Source organism: Erwinia sp. S38, from assembly GCF_016624545.1.
In the GTDB taxonomy this organism is placed as follows: domain Bacteria; phylum Pseudomonadota; class Gammaproteobacteria; order Enterobacterales; family Enterobacteriaceae; genus Erwinia; species Erwinia coffeiphila.
In genome coordinates this window covers 235797-252425 of the sequence record NZ_JACVTS010000001.1, presented here as the reverse complement: position 1 = coordinate 252425, position 16629 = coordinate 235797, and the positions used below count along the sequence as shown (strand labels likewise).

Here is a 16629-nt window from a genome sequence, read left to right as displayed (position 1 = left end):
AAACGCTAAGCCAGTCAGCCAATCAGCCAATCAGCCAATCAGCCAATCAGCCAATCAGCCAATCAGGAAATTTTCAGCTCGCCGTAGGCCGCCGTCCAGTCCTGATCGAAGCGTTGCAGCGCGCTGTCGACTGCCGGATCGAGCAGGAACAGTTCGGCGACATCCGGATCGACGGTGATCGACTCGCATCCTGCCAGCATGCAGTCCAGCACCTGGCGCGGCGTACGGAAGCTGGCCGCCAGCACTTTGCTCTGCGGGCAGTGGAGCGACAGCAGTCTTTGCAACTCTTTAACCAGCATAATGCCGTCGCCGCCCTGCGCATCCACGCGGTTTACGTAAGGCGCAATGTAGCTGGCCCCGGCCAGTGCAGCATAGAACCCCTGCCCTGCGCCGTATACGGCGGTGCCCAGCGTCGGGATATTCTGCTGGGTCAGCGCCTTGATCGCCGTCAGACCATTATGCGTTACCGGCACTTTCACCACCAGCGACGGGACGATTTCACGCAGATGCAGCGCTTCATCCACCATCGCGGCGGCATCATGGGCGATAACCTGGGCAAACAGCGTGCTGTCTGCGGGCAAAATCGACACCAGTTCCTGCAGCACGCTGCTTAACGGGCGCTTGCTGCGCGAAACGATGCTTGGGTTTGTCGTGACGCCTTTAATCGGCAGAACGGCCGCCAGACGTTTTACTGCCGCAACGTCAGCGGTATCTAAATAGAATTCCATGGTGACCTCCGGTGCAAAATGCGATTCACAATAAAAAAGTTTCATATGCAATATATTTTTATTTCATTAAAAAATAAATCTGTATCTTTGTATAAAACGCGATCGCTATCACATTGTAGAAATACTGGGGAAATTAAATATAACTCGTTGTATATATTGAAATATAGTCAAAATAAGGGCAGAAATATTTATATATCGCAAGTTGAGTTTTCTATAGCGGAGGGTTTCGAAACAAAGGAAAGAAAATATGAAAGAAAAATGCCCGAATTAGCCACCGCATAAAAAAACCCAACGCGCCGAACCACCGGTCAGGCGGTCAGGCGGTCAGGCGGTCAGGCGGTCAGCACCTTAACGCCCTGCCCGGTTAAGCTGCCAACAAATTCTGCGGAAAGATGCCGATCGGTGATAATCGTATCAATATCGCCATGCTTCGCCACATTATAAGGGTAAAGTTTGCCAAACTTGGCGGACTCGGCAATCACGAAATTCTGCACCCGTTTTTCAATCGCCAGCCGAATGTTCTCTGCGCGCATCACGTCGCGGCCGGTAAAACCGTGTTCCGGACTGTAGCCATCAATGCCAATAAACACCTTGTTAAAGTTGATGTTGTTAATACACAGGTGCGTCAGCGGCCCCACCAGGCACTCGCTGCGCTTTTGCAGTACGCCGCCGATTAACACCACTTCCTGATGACAGTTCTTCAGTTCATTTGCGACATACACGCAGGGCGTAATCACCGTCACATCCAGCCCGGAACGGCCAATTTCGCGGGCCAGATGGGCGTTACTGCTGCCCGCTTCAATAAACACCGTGTCGCCCTCGCAGAGCAGCCCCAGCGCGCGCTTCGCCATCGCCTCTTTGGTACTGAAATTACTGCTGACCCGCTCGCTGAGATCGTTAAGCGACACCGCATAGCCGTGGGTCCGGGTCAGGTAGTTCAGCTTTTCCAGCTCGACCAGATCCTTGCGAATCGTCACGCCGGATACCGCGAACTGCAGCGCCAGATCCTGAATGCTGACCTTCCCCTTTTCTTCCACCCGATCCAGAATCAGCCGATGCCGCTCTTTCATCTCATCCTCACAGTGCCGTACGCCCGACAGCAAAAAACTTTCATTAGTAAATTATTACTTTCATATTATGAAACATGAGGAGCGATAACAATCACCGCCATTCGGCCTGTATCGCAAAAATGAAAGAAAAGCGGCACAAAGGTGCAAAATTCGCCTCTTTTTTTTTGCACCTTTTCCGACGAAAATAGCGGATGTTTTTTCTACTTCAGGGCATGGAACCGTGATTAAAATGATCGCCGTCGATATGGATGGCACCTTTCTTTCAGACCAGAAAACCTATAATAAAGCCCGGTTTTTGGCCAGTATCAGCAAATCAAACAGCAAAACATCCGTTTTGTGGTGGCCAGCGGCAATCAGTATTACCAGTTGATCAGCTTCTTCCCAGAAATCCGCGATGAGATCACCTTCGTCGCCGAAAACGGTGCCTACATTATCGATCGTGGGCAGACGCTCTTCTGTGGCGATCTCAGTGCCGACCGCGTGCAGCGCGTACTGACGGTGCTGTCGGCGTTCCCGGACGTTCACGTGGTGCTCTGCGGCCCGCGCAGCGCCTGGATGCTGGGATCTTCGCCGGATGCGCTGGTGACGCTGATGTCAAAACACTACCACCGCCTTGAACTGCGCGAGAGCTTTGACCATCTGAATGAAAGCGTCTTCAAGTTTTCGCTGAATCTGCCGGACGAAAAGATCCCTGAACTGATGGCACACGTCGGCCATGCGCTGGACGGTATCGTCACCCCGGTTTCCAGCGGCTTTGGCTTTGTCGATCTGATTATTCCAGGCGTGCACAAGGCCCACGGACTGGCGCTGTTGCAGCGGCAGTGGGGCATCGCCGATGAGGAAGTGGTTGCCGTCGGCGACAGCGGTAACGATATCGAGATGGTGGCGCATGCAGGCTTCGGTTTTGCGATGGCTAACGCGCAGCCTGCGGTCAAACAGGTTGCGCGCTACCACACCGAAAGCAATAACGACGAGGGCGCGCTTAACGTTATCGAGCGCGTACTGACCAAAAGTGCGCCATTCGGCGGCTGGGCTTAGCTCAGCTCCTCAGTCAGCCGATCGAGCGAGTCCTGCTGTAGCTGCTGATACAGCGCAAATTCATCCTGCACCGCGCAGCCCAGCGCCTGCTCAAACGCCGCCTGGCTGGGATTGCCGCTGCTGACGCTGCTGGTGTCGCTGCCCAGATTGGACTGGAAAATCCCCGCCGCGCTGACCGGCAGAAAGTCCTCGTAGATGATCGGTTCGGCAATCACCGCGCCGCTGACGATCAGCGCCTCCAGATCCTGCCCCGACTGTGCCGCAACGCCCGGATTGCGCCGGTAGCGGTAAAAGGCCAGCTGCTGCTGACGCAGTTCGGCATCGCTGTCGGGAAACGCGGCAAACACGGCGCTGAGGTGCTGCTGATGGGCGGCGTTATCGCTGAACTTCTGCGCTGAAGCCTCGCGCAGCAGCCGATCGTACAGCTCGCGGCCTTTACGGGTCAGGGCGACGCCGCGCTGTTCGATCTCACCAAAGCGGGCAGTGTGGGTGCCCTGCTCGCGGTCGGAAAAACGGATCTCTTCATTCAGCGCCTTAAAGCTGGTCTGTCGCAGCAGAATCGGACAGCGTCGGCGCGGCGGGCCTTCAATCACCTCTTTCGGGCTGATGCCGTACTCCGGCATCAGCTGCTGCACGCGGTCGATATCCAGCGTGCGCGGCGTCAGGTGGTTGATGTGCGGCCCACGGAAGCAGGCGACATCGGCAATCAGCCGGTGCTGGGCCAGCAGCGCGTTATAGGTTGGCAGATCCACCGCCGCCTGCTGGTGCCAGCGGAAGGTTTCCAGCGCTTCTCTGACGAACTCCTCCGCTTCACTTTCGCTGAATCCGCCCTGCTGCTGCCACAAAACCAGCAGCTCGCGCAGGCGCGGCGTATAGATATCGCGGCGGGCCAGCACATCGGCCACCCGCTGGCGCAGGGCCGGATCGTCAATCAGCTCCAGCCGCAGCAGCGAGGTAAAAACTCGGAAGGGATTGATCAGCAACGAGGCTTCACTGACCGGACGAAAAGCGGTGGAATGGACCGGCACGCCTGCCTCGGAGAGATCGTAATAACCCACCGCCGACATGCCCATCACCGCAAACAGCTGGCGCATGGTGGCCAGCTCGGCCGCGGTTCCCAGACGAATCGCACCGTGACGTTCCACACTCAGGCGATTCAGTTCTTCCGGGGATAACGCGCTGCAATCCCGCGCTGATTCCTGCTGATTCACTTCCCGCACCAGCTGAAGCAGCGTGCCGTACTGTGGCACTTCCGCCTGGTACATGGCCGACATGGCTTTAGAAAAGCGGTCGCGTATCCGATCGGCACTGATAAATCTGTCACTCATTGCAGCTCTCCTGAAAAAGCTCAAATTATCCCACTGGCAGCATAGTCACCCCGCCGCGAGTTGAGTACCGTTTGCATCACAGATTATCAATAATGTGAATCAGCCCGCGACTGCGGCTATTATCATGGCGATCGTTTTATTTCAGGGAGAACAAACATGCCTCAACCCCGCATCGGCGTTGGTGTACTGATTTTTCGCGACGGCAAAATCCTGCTCGGCAGGCGTCTGGGCAGCCACGGCGAGGGCGACTGGTCTGCCCCCGGCGGCCATCTGGAATTTGGTGAAACCCCGCAGCAGTGTGCCGCCCGCGAGGTGCTCGAAGAAACCGGGCTGATCCTCGGTGCCACCACGCAAGGCCCGTTTACCAACGATTTTTTCCACGCCGAGCAAAAGCATTACGTCACGCTGTTCGTGCTGGCCCATGCGGCCAGCGGCACGCCGCAGCGCTGCGAACCGGAAAAATGCGCGGGCTGGCAGTGGTTCGATCCCGCCGATCTGCCACAGCCGCTGTTTGCGCCGCTGCGCTCGCTGCTGGCACAGCAAGGCAGCCTGGCCGCGCTGGCAAAACCCCCGGTTTAACGCGGCGCGGCGGCGAGCAGTGCCGCCCAGCCGCGCTGGAAGATCTGCCGGGTACGGAACGCCACCAGCGCCTGCCAGTCGGCATCCTGCGGGTTGAAGCCCTCAAACAGCTGCCCTTTCAGCTGCCGCCCCTGCTCGCTCGCCGGTTCGCCATACAGATGAAGCCAGTGGTCGTCGCGCACCCGGCGATGCATTTCATCCCCGGCATAGGTCCCGCACTCCACCACCAGCTGGATCAGCTCCGTATCCGGCAGATTATCGAGCAAGAACTGTGACAGATAGCCGGTGGCCGTGGCGGTGACGCCGGTTTCGCTGTCGCGGCCCGCGCCGGTGATCAGCACCGTCAGCCACTCGCCGAAAATCTGCCGCGCCTCGTCCAGCGCCGGGTAAGGCCGCTCGGCGATCGCCAGCAGCATCGGATGCCCCCAGGCTCCCGCGCCGGTGTGCAGATCGAAGCTGATAATGCGCTCCGCATGCTGGAGGTGACTGGCGATAATCTGCTTCAGCGTCAGATGCGACCAGCTGGCGCGGCTGCCGCCGAAGAAGATGCCGTCGGCAAACTGATACTGCCCGGCCTCAACGATCTGCTTCACCCCGCTCCAGCCGCGTACGGCACACTGCTCTGCCAGCATGGCATCCGCGGCGGCACGTTCAGGGCCGTTCACGTCGCGGCAGGTGTAGATCGCGTGCAGTTCGCGGTAAGCCGCATTTTCCGGCGCACCGGCGGCGAAGTCGATAAAGTTGCGGTTGAGGTCGGCGTTATCTTCATTCACCCGCCGCAGGTGCGCGGTGCCCCACGGATTCAGCAGGTGAACCAGCACCACCGCCACGTCATCCGGTAGCGCCTGGCCCTCCAGCGCGTCCAGCCAGGCAATCTGGCTGTCGGAACCGTAGTAGCCTTCTACACCGTGCGTGCCGGAAATAATCAGCATCACGCGCGGCGCATCGGCGCGGCCCAGCACCGCGACATCGGTTGAAAGCGCTTCACCGGCGGGGCCGGTTAACGGATGGTCGTAACGGGTTACGGTGCCGCCGTTGCGCGCCACCGCTGCCAGAAAGCGCGCCCGCTGCGCGGTGAAATCAGGAAGAACTGTCGTAGTCATCACTTATTCCGGGCGCTTGTAGACGTCAAAGCTGAAGTACTTCTTCGCTAACTTATCGTAGGTGCCGTTTTTATGCAGTTCGGCCAGCGCCTGATTAATCTTTTCGACCCGCGCCGTGTCGTCCTTGCGCAGGCCGATGCCGATGCCCTCACCGAAGTATTTCTGGTCGTACATCGGCTCACCGGCGATATGATAGCCCGCGCCCTGCGGGGTTTTCAGGAAGCCGGTTTCGGCCGCTGCGGCATTAATAAAGGTGGCATCCAGGCGGCCCGAGGCCAGATCCGGGTAAATTTCCGCTTCGTTCTGATAGCTCACCACCTGCACGCCCTGCGTTTCCCATACGCTTTTAGCGAAGGCTTCCTGGGTGGTGCCCTGCGCCACGCCGACGGTTTTCCCCTTCAGCACCGCCGCATCAGGCAGCAGCCTGCTGGCTTTAGACGTCAGCAGCGCGCTCGGCACGTTGTAGATCATGTCGGTGAACAGCACCTGCTGGCGGCGCTTTTCGGTCATCGCCATCGCCGACAGGATCGCATCGAATTTACGCGCCTGCAGAGCCGGAATAATGCCGTCGTACGCGGTCTGCACCCAGACGCATTTCACCTGCATCTGCTGGCAAACGGCATTACCCAGATCGATATCAAACCCCTGTAGCGATCCGTCCGCCGCCTTGCTTTCAAACGGGGTAAAGGTCGGATCGACGCCAAAGCGCAGTTCTTCAGCAGCCTGCGAGGAGGCGCTAAAGGCGGCCAGCAGGGCCAGCGCGGTAAGGGTGAGTTTTTTCATGGTAGATCTCCGGATTAATCAGGCGTTTATCCCCAAGTAATACCATGATTAATCGCGGAGAAATAAGGTTATTAGCTTATAAAAAAGGAAGAATAATTAGCAGGAGTGATAGCTATCCCTCCGGGTACATCTCCAGCAGGCGGCGGGTGACGCCGTTGGTCCAGCCAAATCCGTCCTGAAGCGGGTATTCCCCCCCGGCCCCCAGCAGCGCGGCATCACCGCTGACGTTGTACTTCTCCACCATTTTATGGTGCTGCTGATAGGTTGATGACACGGTTCTCAGCCAGCGGCTGGCGATTTCATGTGCCAGATTCTCGTCGCCGTAAATGCTGAAGCCCTTCACCGCCATCCACTGTAGCGGCGCCCAGCCGTTGGGACTGTCCCACTGCTCACCGGTCTGTTCCATGCTGGAGAGCAGGCCGCCCGGCGCCAGCAGATAGTCGCGCACCGCTTTGGCCGTGCGGTTCGCCTGGTCGAGGCTCGCCATACCGACATAAACCGGGGTGACGGCGGCAGCGGAGAACGTTGCCTGCTCGCCGTCGCGCCAGTTGTAATCGCGGTACAGGCCGGTGTCGTTATCCCACAGATAGTGGTTCACCGCCTCCTGCCGACGGTACGCCAGCTGCTGATAACGTTCGGCGGTGGCCTCATCCCCCCTGGCGGCCGACAGTCGGGCAATCGCCATCTCCAGCTTGTAGAGGAACGCGTTCAGGTCGATGGGGATAATGCTGGTGGTTTGAATGCTGGCCAGACGGCCCGGCTCGCTCAGCCAGCGCGAGGTATAGTCCCAGCCCGACGCCGCACCGGCACGCAGGTCGCGATACACTTCGCTGGACGGGCGCGACGAGTCACGTGCGGTTTCCACGTCCTCAATATAAGACTCGTCGCGCGGGGTATCGCGATCGTCCCAGTAGCGGTTCAGCACCGTGCCGTCCGGCAGCATCACCACATGGCGATACGCCTGATTCGGCTCCAGATTTTCCTGGCCGTCCATCCAGAAAGCGTACTCGCTTTTCAGATGGCGAAGATAGCGCTGCGCCTCGTTGACGCCGTTCTTTTCGAACAGTTCCACCATCATCGCGAAGACCGGCGGCTGCGAACGGCTGAGATAGTAGGTGCGGTTGCCGTTGGGAATATGGCCGTAGCGATCGATCATCCAGGCAAAGTTGTCCGCCATATTGCGCAGCAGATCGCAGCGCCCGGCGGCGGCAAAGCCCAGCATGCTGAAGTAGGAATCCCAGTAGTAGGTTTCACCAAAGCGCCCGCCGGGCACCACGTAGGGTTTCGGCAGCGGCAGCAGCGAGGAATATTCACAGTGCTGTTTCGGGTGACGGGTTAATACCGGCCACAGCGCGTCAATATGTTCCGCCATGGTTTTTTCCGGGTCGGAAACATAATGACTTTCATTAACCTGCGGCAGATCGAAATTCTCCAGCACGAAATTATGCAGATTAAAATCATCGCGTTCGCGCGCCAGGTAATAACGAAACATAATCCGTTCCGGATCTATTTTTGGTGCACAGTCAGCAAAGGTTTTACTGTCGCTAAAGATGCGCGACGTCTGCACCGCGACGAACAGTTCCTGATAGCGGTCAGACGGCGTCAGAATATCGGAGACCGGCAGGCCGCGGATGTGCTCCGGCTGCGGCTCCATCACCGCTTCTGGGCCGGCTTCGTAGTCGAGATACCAGTTCTCAAATTCGCCGGGAATGTTAGTCATCGTCTCAGTGTGATTGAAAGTGATAAAAGCCTCCTGCTGCCGGTAATAATCGGCAGAATTCACATGATGAATTTATCGTACTGATAATAAGTATAGTACCGGTGTCTCTTCACGCAACCCGATGTTTCTATTAATCTTAATGACATATTATTTCAAAAAATAAATGAATGGTTAAATACGGTATTTTTATAAAAAAAAGAAAATATCAGGGAGAATGAATAAACATAAACTGACAAATTCAGCTTCCTGCCGTATTGATTAAAAATAGCCGCCGAATAACAGTCATTTAGTGTGATCCGGCTCACTGTTTTGCCGTATGCGGGTTTCCCAGCTTTATTCGCGGCAATCTTCAATCCGAACAGCAGATTAGTACGTTTTTCCCAACGGTGACGCGCCCCGCTGGGCGCCGCAGGCAGCAGCTGTTATGTTACGTGTTTGTAAATTTTAAGCGGCCGGCATTTTTTCACTCACCGGCCTTACGGAGCCATTATGCAATCTGGCACGCCCGCCACCTCGCCCACTGCACCGATACCACGAACCTGGTGGATTGCCCTGCTGGTGGCCGTTACCTTCTTTATGGAAAACCTGGATGCCACGGTAATCACGACGGCCATGCCGCAGATGGCGCGTGATTTCTCGGTCAGCGCGGTGGATATGAACGTCGGCATAACCGCCTTTCTGCTGGCGGTGGCAGTATTTATTCCGCTCAGCGGCTGGCTGGCCGACCGCTTTGGCGAACGGCGTATTTTTGCCAGCGCCATCGTGCTGTTTACCCTCGCCTCACTGCTCTGCGGCCTGAGTACCTCGCTGCCGATGTTTACCTTCAGCCGCGTGCTGCAGGGGATCGGCGGTGCGCTGATGGTGCCGGTGGGCAGGCTGCTGGTGCTGCGGGTGACGGAAAAACAGGATCTGGTGCGAATGATCGCGCTGATCACCTGGCCCGGCCTGATCGCTCCGGTGCTTGGCCCGCCTCTCGGTGGGCTAATCGTCACCGTCGGCCACTGGCCGTGGATTTTCTGGCTAAATATCCCGCTGGGTATTGCAGCACTCATCTGTACCTTCTGGCTGATCCCCAAAGGCGAACGCGGCCAGCCGCGCCCTTTCGATTTAGCCGGCTTTCTGCTGACCGCCATCGCCTGCGCCGCACTGATCGCCGGGCTGGAGTCGCTGGGCCAGAGCCATCTGCTTGCGGGCACGGCGCTGCTGCTGCTGGGCAGCCTCAGCGCCTGGCTGGCGTGGCGACATGCGCGCCGCGCAACAGCCCCGATGCTGCCGCTGTATGCACTCAGTATCAGCTCGTTTCGCAGCACTCTACAGGGCGGCTCGCTGTTTCGTGCCGCCATAAACGCCATTCCGTTCCTGCTGCCGCTGATGTTCCAGGTCAGCTTTGGTCTGTCGGCGATGGAGGCCGGTATTCTGGTGCTGTGGGTGTTTGCCGGTAATCTGGCGATGAAGCCGTTCACCACCGCAGTGATGCGCCGCTGGGGCTTCCGGCAGGTGCTGCTGGTCAACGGAGTCATCAGCACGGCGGCCATCGCCGTCTGCGCCTTTATTACCCCGGCGCTGCCGTACCCGCTGCTGGCGCTGGTGCTGTTTATCGGCGGGCTGTCGCGTTCAATGCAGTTCACCTGCTATAACTCGCTGGGCTTTGCCGACGTGCCGCGCCCGCAGATGAGCGCCGCCTCCACGCTGTTCAGCATGTTCTTCCAGTTCAGCATGAGTGCCGGTATCGCCTTTGCCGCGCTGGCGCTGCGCGCCTCGATGTCTTTACAGACGCACTCACAGCCGCTGCCGGTAGATTTTTCCTGGGCGTTTATCGCCGTCAGCCTGCTGTCGCTGCTGGCATTACTGGACAATCTGCGGCTGAAGGCGGGAACCGGCGAACACGTTTTACAACGCCAGCCGTAGCGATAATGGAAAATCTTGCGCATGTGATTTACTTCTCACTGCCGAGAAAATAAACTACCGCTCCTTCGTATTTCAACGAAATCCATTTATCGCTTATCGCTAAAAACCCTCAGGCAGAGGGTTTTCAATGAAAGGACCCTGTATGACGCTCCACCTCTGGTTGGCCTATACCGGCGTGATTGCCGCACTGATTGCCATTCCCGGCCCGTCGGCTTTAATCAGCATGACCCACGGCCTGCGCTTCGGCCGTAAACATGCGCTGGCAACGGTTGTCGGCGGCGTGCTGGCAGCCATGGTTCTGATGACCGCCTCCGCGCTGGGTCTGGGTGCTATTCTGGCCGCCTCCACTACCGCCTTTACCATTCTGAAAGTGGTCGGTGCCGCCTATCTGGTCTGGCTGGGTATTTCCGCATGGCGCGATAACAGTCATGAAACGCCGGTGGCCACCCCAGAAATGGAAGATGCGCCGAGCGCGCTGCGCCTGTTCCGTAAGGGCTTTATGGTCGGCATCAGCAACCCGAAAGATCTGCTGTTCTTCGCCGCGCTGTTCCCGAACTTTATTGATGCCAGCCAGCCGCACGCGTTGCAGTTTGCTACACTGGCAATCACCTGGGCCGCGCTGGATTTCAGCATTATGTTCAGCTATGCCTGCGCCGGTCGTCGCCTGTCCGGGCTGTTCTCTAACCCGAAACGTCTGCGGATGCTCAACCGCTCAACCGGCAGCCTGTTTGTCTTTGCCGGTGGCGCGCTGGCTATCTCCGCCAAATAATCCCTCAGGGCCGCCTCACCGCGGCCCTGCTGCTTTATAGCGGGGAATTTATGCGCTTTTGATTCTGCCGCTGGCGCGGGCATAGGCAAACAGCCCACCCGCCGCGACGATGTTCGCCAGCTCGCCCGCCGGATCGATGGCCGCCGTTTCACCGCAGTCCAGTAGCGTGACGGTCTGCGCGTCGTTGTCGATTTCCACCCGGTCGCCGGTACGCAGGCGATCGCACAGCCGCGTGGCCGAAGCCAGCGGCAGCACCTCGCCGGTCGCCACGCAGTTGCGGAAGAAAATGCGGGCATAGGACTGCGCCAGTACCGCCTGCACGCCCGCCGCGCCCAGCGCAATCACCGCATGCTCCCGTGAAGATCCGCAGCCAAAGTTTTTACCGGCAACGATAATCGGATGCGCAGCCCGCTGGCCGGAGGCATCCAGAAACGGCTGCGCCCCTTCCGGCAAACCACACATCGCCAGCCCCGCCAACTGCGCGTAGCCCTCCGGGGTCGAGGGATTCACCTTCAGGTATTCGGCGGTCAGGATCTGGTCAGTATCAATGTTGTCGCCCAGTACGTAGACCGTTCCGCTGACGATATTTTTCATGATGGCGCTCCTAACAGCTCAACAGGATTGGTTATGGTGCCGCGCACCGCCGCGGCGGCTACCGCATAAGGGGAGGCCAGATAGATGTTGGCGCGCTTGTGCCCCATACGGCCCACGAAGTTACGGTTGGTGGTGGAAATCACCGAAATCGGCTGATTAATCCGGCCGAAGGTATCGGCAGGCCCGCCGCAGCAGGCCGCACAGCCGGGCTCGGATGAAAGGTTCACCCCCGCAGCGGTCAGGATTTCATAGATTGACTGGTTCGCAATGCGGGTGACGATCAGCTGATGAAACACCTCTTTGGTGGCCGGAACGGCAAAGGTCGGGATCGCCACTTTGCGGCCCTGCAATATCCGAGCGGCGGCAACAAAATCCGCCAGCTTGCCGCCGGTGCAGGAGCCAATATAGGCCTGCGAGATTTCCACCTGCTGCAAAGTAGCGATCGATACCACATTGTCCGGCGAGTGGGGTTTCGCCACCAGCGGCTGCATAGTGCTGACATCGATGTCGACAACGCGGCTGTAAACCGCATCGGCATCGGCCTCAACCACATTAAAAGGCACCGTGGTGCGCGCCGCCAGGTAGTCGAGGGTGGCCTGATTCGGCACCATAATGCCGTTCTTAGCCCCGCACTCCACCACCATATTGCACATGGTCATGCGCTCTTCTACCGACATGGCGTCAATCACCGGACCAGCAAACTCAATCGCCTCGTAGGTGGCCCCCTCCACCGTCAGTTCACGCAGCAGGGCGAGGATCAGGTCCTTCGCCTGCACCTGCTGTGGCTGTTCACCGTGATAGTTCACCCGAATGGTGGTCGGCACCTTCAGCGGGATCTCACCGGTGCCCAGCGCATAGGCCGCATCGGTGATCCCCAGACCAATGGCAAAACAGCCAAACGCCCCGGCGGTCACCGTATGGGAGTCGGTGCCCAGCAGCACTTCTCCCGGGCGCGTATGGCCACCTTCAGCCAGACCAATATGGCAGACGCCCTTATAGGCGGGTGTGCCCACATCATAGAAATACTTCACGCCCTGCTCGCGGGCAAATTCACGCATCACGCGGATATTCTGATTCGCCTGCGGATCGGCAGAATAAACAAAGTGGTCAGGAATAAGAATAAAACGTTCCGGGTTCCATATTTTCGCCTGTTCGCCAAATTCTTTCTTAAATACGCTGGCCACACCCGGCATACAGGGATCGTGCGACATTAATATATCGACCTTTGCCCAGACTATTTCTCCAGGCGTCACGCTTTCGCGCCCGCTGGCCCGGGCGAGTATTTTCTGACTGATTGTCTGACCCATGTTAATTTTCTCTCTGCGCGATTATTTTCCGATGACTCACAATTACTTGTAATTACCCTATCTCTTTTCGGTGCGCCAGAAACGGGAAATATGCTAGTATTCTTTATTGTTTCTCCTTAAGAACAATCCGGGATAATAATGAGCGATTTTGAAAACCTGCACGGGATGATTATTTTTGCCAAAGTGGTGGAAACGCTGAGCTACACCGAAGCGGCAAAGGTACTCGGGCTGGCAAAATCCTCGGTCAGCAAGGAAATTTCGGCGCTGGAAGTGCGTCTGGGGGCGAAGCTGCTCACCCGCACAACACGGCGGATTCAGGTGACGGAAGTCGGCATGACCTATTATCACTACTGCTACCGTATCCTGCACGAAGTGAAAAGCGCCGACCTGTTTATCCGCCAGTTCCACGAAGAGCCCACCGGCAGCCTGCGCGTGGTGGCCCCGGTCACCTTTGGCTGCCAGTGCATCGTGCCGGTGCTGAATCGTTTTGTCGCCAGCAATATCCACGTCAGCGTCGATCTTGACCTCACCGACCGCCCGGTCAGCCTTGAGGACGATAATTTCGATCTGGCGGTGGTGATTAAGCGTGAGCTTCCCGGCCACCGCAACTATCGCCCGCTGATGGATATCACCTGGGGGATTTACGCCGCGCCGGATTACCTGCGGCAACACGCTGAGATTACCAGCCCGGACGATCTCACCCGCCATGACTTTATTCTTTTTCGCGGCCCGGCCCACACGATCTCGCTGCCTTTCAGAAAAGAAAAACAGAAAAAAGATATTGAAGTCCGCAGCAGATTTCGTGCCAACAACAGTATTGCGCTGGTGAATTCAGCTATAGCCCAGACCGGCATCGCGTATTTACCCAGCTATATTGCGCAGGAAGCCGTCGATGAAGGTAAATTAGTTCAGGTACTGCCGGACTGGGAAATGGATATTTATAAATCCTACGTTCTGATGAAAACGGACAGCTATATTTCCCCGCGCGTGAGGTTATTCGTTGAGGCACTGCAAAAAGCGCTGAGCGGTAATTAACGTTTAGGATTAAGGTTGGGAGATGGCGGTAATTAATGCTCCGAATTTATTCCGGGAGAGTAACAATAAAAAACGCCCGCATTCGCGGGCGCTGATTGATTTTCGCGTTATTCGCGCCTGAAGAGAGCAGCATCTGCCGTCGTCTCAGGCGCAGAAGCGATAATCAGTAGTAGTTACCGTGACGGTAATCCCAGGTGGTGAAGATGTCAGACAGCATTGACATGATCTTATCCACATCCAGACCTTTACGGATCAGTACCGGGCATGGCGTGATGTTGCGCTCGCCTTTCTGCTCTGGCACCAGCTTACCGTTTTCGTCCACCATCGCGACCATCACACCCTGCTCGTAACGGGTCTTTTCAGATTCGTTAGGCTGGATAGATTTCACGTAGTCGTTTGCCGCAATGATCAGGTCAGCGTGCTGTTCGATACGCTCGCCGATACCTTCTACCAGGCCACGGTTACCTTTACCTGACGGGTTAGCCGAGCTGGCGAAGGAGAACTTGCCGTGGTTTTCCCACAGTTCTTTTGCCAGGTTCTCACCAGGCACACCGAACTTGATGACGAAGCAGCTGGTCTGGCGGCGGTCCATCATCAGGTCTTTAGAACCGTCTTCCGGAATGCGCGCGACGGCTTCTTCTTTCCACGGCAGGATGCAGCCCAGCAGAACGTCTTTGTCCCAGTGCTGCTGATACAGCTCTTCGATTTCCGGGTTCAGCTGAGCCAGCTCTTTCAGCTGCTCCAGCGAGCCGCACAGCACCACGCCAGGCTTGTTACGGTTACGCTGCTTGGCGTCGAACTTACGCTCCAGGCCTTTCGCATCAGAGGTCATGATGATGTAGCCCACTTTGGTAGGGCAAACGATCATGCCGCCTTCAGCAGACAGGATTTCAACGGCTTCCGGCTGTAAGCCACCATTCCAGTTAACGACTTTATTGCTCATCATGACACCTTCGGATTCGGTTTAAATTAGGAGGGTAATCACCCGTTGAAACCATCCTGCCACAACCAGTTTTTCCTGCAACAATAAACGCGATCGTGGCCATATTGTTTCCATACGGAAACAATCGTTGCACTACGGAAAGGGTGAAACCGACGATTTGGCGAAAATAATATTCCACCGATAAATCTGATGGTGACATTTCCCTGACTAACTCATTAAAAATCATGCAGTTTATTCATTTCGTTTTTCCTGTTTCAATGTTGAGCTGGCTCGCAGTTTATTAAATTAACCGCCTCTCCCACCGTTGATGCTTTTACAGCCATTAAGCTTAACGAGTCAGGTGAATCACTCGCCGGGGGAAAATCATGAACACACATCACGCTCAAAGTCGCACACATGTTTATCGCAAAAACATGCGCTATCTGCTGCCGCTGCTGGTGGTCTGCTATCTGTTTGCCTTTATCGACCGAACGATCGTGGGTTTCGCCTGGCTGGAAATGGAGGCCGATGTGGGTCTGAGTGCCGCCGCGTTTGGCCTCGGCGCAGGGCTGTTTTTTATTTCTTATGCCTTCTGCGAAGTACCCAGTAATCTGCTAATGCTGAAATTCGGGCCGAAGATCTGGTTTTCCCGCATTCTGGTCACCTGGGGTATCATCACCATTCTGATGGCTTTCGTGCAGGGTCCATGGTCGTTTTACGCGCTGCGTTTTTTACTCGGCGTCGCCGAAGCCGGGTTCTATCCGGGCATTATCTACTTCATCACTAAATGGTTCCCACCTTCGCGCTGCGGCCAGGTCATCGGCATTTTCTTCCTTGCGAATCCGCTGGCACTGGTGATCGGCAGCCCGCTCTCGGGGCTGATTATGCAGATGGACGGCCTGTATCAGCTGGCGGGCTGGCAGTGGCTGTTTATTCTGATGGGCCTGCCGCCGGTGCTGCTGTCGCTGATTGTCCTGCGCTCGCTGCCGAACACGCCGCAGCAGGCGCACTGGCTGAACGACCAGGAGCGCAGCCAGATCGCCAGCGATATTCAGCAGGAGCAGCAGCAAAACGGCGTCACCGACGCGCCCGGTCAGCATCAGCACCCGCTGCGGGTGATGAAGGATCGCCGCATCATGATGCTGATTGCCTTCCTGATGTGCTATCCGATAGTCGGCTACGGCCTGATGCTGTGGCTGCCGAGCATTATCAATAAGTTCAGCACTTCGGTGATGATGACCGGCCTGCTCTCCGCTCTGCCGTGGCTGGCGGCGGCCGTGGCGGTGATCGTGGTGCCGCGATCCGCAGCCAGGCACAACACGCCGTTCCTGCATATCGGCGTGACGCTGGCGCTCAGCGTGACGGGACTGATCCTCAGCGTGATATTTAACGATCCGCTGTGGCGCATGCTGGCACTGTGCATGGCGGCCTTTGGCATCTTTGCCGGGCAGCCGATTTTCTGGAGCTTCCCGGCAAGGCTGCTGAAAGGCACCGATGCGGCGGTGGGCATTGCGTGGATTAACGCCTTCGGCATTGTGGGTGGCTTTATCGGCCCGTACGGATTTGGCGTGGTCGCACAGCTAACCGGCAGCAATGAGAACGGGCTGGTGTGGTTTATCGGCTGGGGTATTTACGGCCTGCTGATGCTCTACCCGCTGCGGCGGATGATGCGCCGCCAGCGCGGGATGAGCGGGGAAGCAGCAGCGGTTCCGCATCATCCGTAACCCCTCAGCAGGACGGGGGCA

14 protein-coding genes and 1 pseudogene are annotated in these 16629 nt (G+C 57.3%); 6 read left to right on the top strand and 9 right to left on the bottom strand.

Annotated features, from left to right (window positions below):
• Positions 1-62: 62 nt before the first annotated feature.
• The gene (gene fsa, locus IBT46_RS01080) at positions 63-728 is read right to left on the bottom strand and encodes a fructose-6-phosphate aldolase (RefSeq protein ID WP_200543267.1); all 666 of its coding nucleotides are present in this window, start codon (positions 726-728) and stop codon (positions 63-65) included.
• A gap of 332 nt (positions 729-1060) precedes the next feature.
• Positions 1061-1798, bottom strand: a complete 738-nt coding sequence (locus tag IBT46_RS01075) for a DeoR/GlpR family DNA-binding transcription regulator (RefSeq protein WP_200543254.1) — start codon at positions 1796-1798, stop codon at positions 1061-1063.
• Positions 1799-2027: 229 nt separating this feature from the next.
• On the opposite strand from IBT46_RS01075, the pseudogene IBT46_RS01070 reads away from it, so the two are divergent.
• A pseudogene (locus IBT46_RS01070) lies at positions 2028-2836 on the top strand (Cof-type HAD-IIB family hydrolase).
• Here IBT46_RS01070 and IBT46_RS01065 read toward each other — a convergent pair.
• Positions 2833-4164 (bottom strand): VOC family protein, encoded by a 1332-nt coding sequence (locus IBT46_RS01065; RefSeq protein ID WP_200543252.1) that lies wholly within the window; start codon positions 4162-4164, stop codon positions 2833-2835. The pseudogene IBT46_RS01070 and the gene IBT46_RS01065 overlap by 4 nt on opposite strands.
• 156 nt (positions 4165-4320) lie before the next feature.
• On the opposite strand from IBT46_RS01065, the gene IBT46_RS01060 reads away from it, so the two are divergent.
• Positions 4321-4743 carry an NUDIX hydrolase gene (locus IBT46_RS01060; protein ID WP_200543250.1) on the top strand — a complete coding sequence of 141 codons (423 nt, stop codon included), beginning with the start codon at positions 4321-4323 and terminating at the stop codon, positions 4741-4743.
• Here IBT46_RS01060 and IBT46_RS01055 read toward each other — a convergent pair.
• The 3 genes from IBT46_RS01055 to treF form a co-directional block, all read right to left on the bottom strand.
• Complete coding sequence (locus IBT46_RS01055) at positions 4740-5846, bottom strand: DUF2817 domain-containing protein (protein WP_200543248.1); 1107 nt, start codon at positions 5844-5846, stop codon at positions 4740-4742. The two genes, IBT46_RS01060 and IBT46_RS01055, sit on opposite strands and share 4 nt — an antisense overlap.
• A gap of 3 nt (positions 5847-5849) precedes the next feature.
• On the bottom strand, positions 5850-6629 hold the full coding sequence (locus tag IBT46_RS01050) for an ABC transporter substrate-binding protein (RefSeq protein ID WP_200543246.1): 780 nt from the start codon (positions 6627-6629) through the stop codon (positions 5850-5852).
• 112 nt (positions 6630-6741) lie between these two features.
• Positions 6742-8412, bottom strand: coding sequence for an alpha,alpha-trehalase TreF (gene treF, locus IBT46_RS01045; RefSeq protein ID WP_370569361.1), 1671 nt, complete (start codon positions 8410-8412; stop codon positions 6742-6744).
• A gap of 426 nt (positions 8413-8838) precedes the next feature.
• Here treF and IBT46_RS01040 point away from each other — a divergent pair, with 426 nt between their 5' ends.
• Together IBT46_RS01040 and IBT46_RS01035 are read left to right on the top strand one after the other, a co-directional pair.
• On the top strand, positions 8839-10257 hold the full coding sequence (locus tag IBT46_RS01040) for an MFS transporter (RefSeq protein WP_200543242.1): 1419 nt from the start codon (positions 8839-8841) through the stop codon (positions 10255-10257).
• Positions 10258-10399: 142 nt separating this feature from the next.
• On the top strand, positions 10400-11026 hold the full coding sequence (locus tag IBT46_RS01035) for a LysE family translocator (protein ID WP_123331769.1): 627 nt from the start codon (positions 10400-10402) through the stop codon (positions 11024-11026).
• A gap of 48 nt (positions 11027-11074) precedes the next feature.
• Here the strand turns inward: IBT46_RS01035 and IBT46_RS01030 are convergent, their stop codons facing one another.
• Together IBT46_RS01030 and IBT46_RS01025 are read right to left on the bottom strand one after the other, a co-directional pair.
• Positions 11075-11620 carry a 3-isopropylmalate dehydratase gene (locus IBT46_RS01030; RefSeq protein WP_200543240.1) on the bottom strand — a complete coding sequence of 182 codons (546 nt, stop codon included), beginning with the start codon at positions 11618-11620 and terminating at the stop codon, positions 11075-11077.
• On the bottom strand, positions 11617-12927 hold the full coding sequence (locus IBT46_RS01025) for an aconitase/3-isopropylmalate dehydratase large subunit family protein (protein WP_200543239.1): 1311 nt from the start codon (positions 12925-12927) through the stop codon (positions 11617-11619). Before IBT46_RS01025 ends, IBT46_RS01030 begins: the two co-directional genes overlap by 4 nt.
• A 138-nt stretch (positions 12928-13065) precedes the next feature.
• Here IBT46_RS01025 and IBT46_RS01020 point away from each other — a divergent pair, with 138 nt between their 5' ends.
• On the top strand, positions 13066-13962 hold the full coding sequence (locus tag IBT46_RS01020) for a LysR family transcriptional regulator (protein WP_105592157.1): 897 nt from the start codon (positions 13066-13068) through the stop codon (positions 13960-13962).
• Between the two features lie 163 nt (positions 13963-14125).
• Here IBT46_RS01020 and IBT46_RS01015 read toward each other — a convergent pair whose 3' ends face one another.
• Positions 14126-14905, bottom strand: a complete 780-nt coding sequence (locus tag IBT46_RS01015; protein WP_200543595.1) for an L-threonylcarbamoyladenylate synthase — start codon at positions 14903-14905, stop codon at positions 14126-14128.
• A 365-nt stretch (positions 14906-15270) separates the two neighbouring features.
• Between IBT46_RS01015 and IBT46_RS01010 the strand changes: the two genes are divergently transcribed.
• A complete protein-coding gene (locus IBT46_RS01010) occupies positions 15271-16608 on the top strand; it encodes an MFS transporter (RefSeq protein WP_200543235.1) in 1338 nt (445 codons plus the stop codon).
• Positions 16609-16629: the final 21 nt, after the last annotated feature.

Excerpts from the sequence above, each read along its gene's own strand:
- fsa (WP_200543267.1), bottom strand. The coding sequence starts at position 728 with ATGGAATTCTATTTAGATACCGCTGACGTTGCGGCAGTAAAACGTCTG.
- IBT46_RS01075 (WP_200543254.1), bottom strand. The coding sequence starts at position 1,798 with ATGAAAGAGCGGCATCGGCTGATTCTGGATCGGGTGGAAGAAAAGGGG.
- IBT46_RS01065 (WP_200543252.1), bottom strand. The coding sequence starts at position 4,164 with ATGAGTGACAGATTTATCAGTGCCGATCGGATACGCGACCGCTTTTCT.
- IBT46_RS01060 (WP_200543250.1), top strand. The coding sequence starts at position 4,321 with ATGCCTCAACCCCGCATCGGCGTTGGTGTACTGATTTTTCGCGACGGC.
- IBT46_RS01055 (WP_200543248.1), bottom strand. The coding sequence starts at position 5,846 with ATGACTACGACAGTTCTTCCTGATTTCACCGCGCAGCGGGCGCGCTTT.
- IBT46_RS01050 (WP_200543246.1), bottom strand. The coding sequence starts at position 6,629 with ATGAAAAAACTCACCCTTACCGCGCTGGCCCTGCTGGCCGCCTTTAGC.
- IBT46_RS01040 (WP_200543242.1), top strand. The coding sequence starts at position 8,839 with ATGCAATCTGGCACGCCCGCCACCTCGCCCACTGCACCGATACCACGA.
- IBT46_RS01035 (WP_123331769.1), top strand. The coding sequence starts at position 10,400 with ATGACGCTCCACCTCTGGTTGGCCTATACCGGCGTGATTGCCGCACTG.
- IBT46_RS01030 (WP_200543240.1), bottom strand. The coding sequence starts at position 11,620 with ATGAAAAATATCGTCAGCGGAACGGTCTACGTACTGGGCGACAACATT.
- IBT46_RS01025 (WP_200543239.1), bottom strand. The coding sequence starts at position 12,927 with ATGGGTCAGACAATCAGTCAGAAAATACTCGCCCGGGCCAGCGGGCGC.
- IBT46_RS01020 (WP_105592157.1), top strand. The coding sequence starts at position 13,066 with ATGAGCGATTTTGAAAACCTGCACGGGATGATTATTTTTGCCAAAGTG.
- IBT46_RS01015 (WP_200543595.1), bottom strand. The coding sequence starts at position 14,905 with ATGAGCAATAAAGTCGTTAACTGGAATGGTGGCTTACAGCCGGAAGCC.
- IBT46_RS01010 (WP_200543235.1), top strand. The coding sequence starts at position 15,271 with ATGAACACACATCACGCTCAAAGTCGCACACATGTTTATCGCAAAAAC.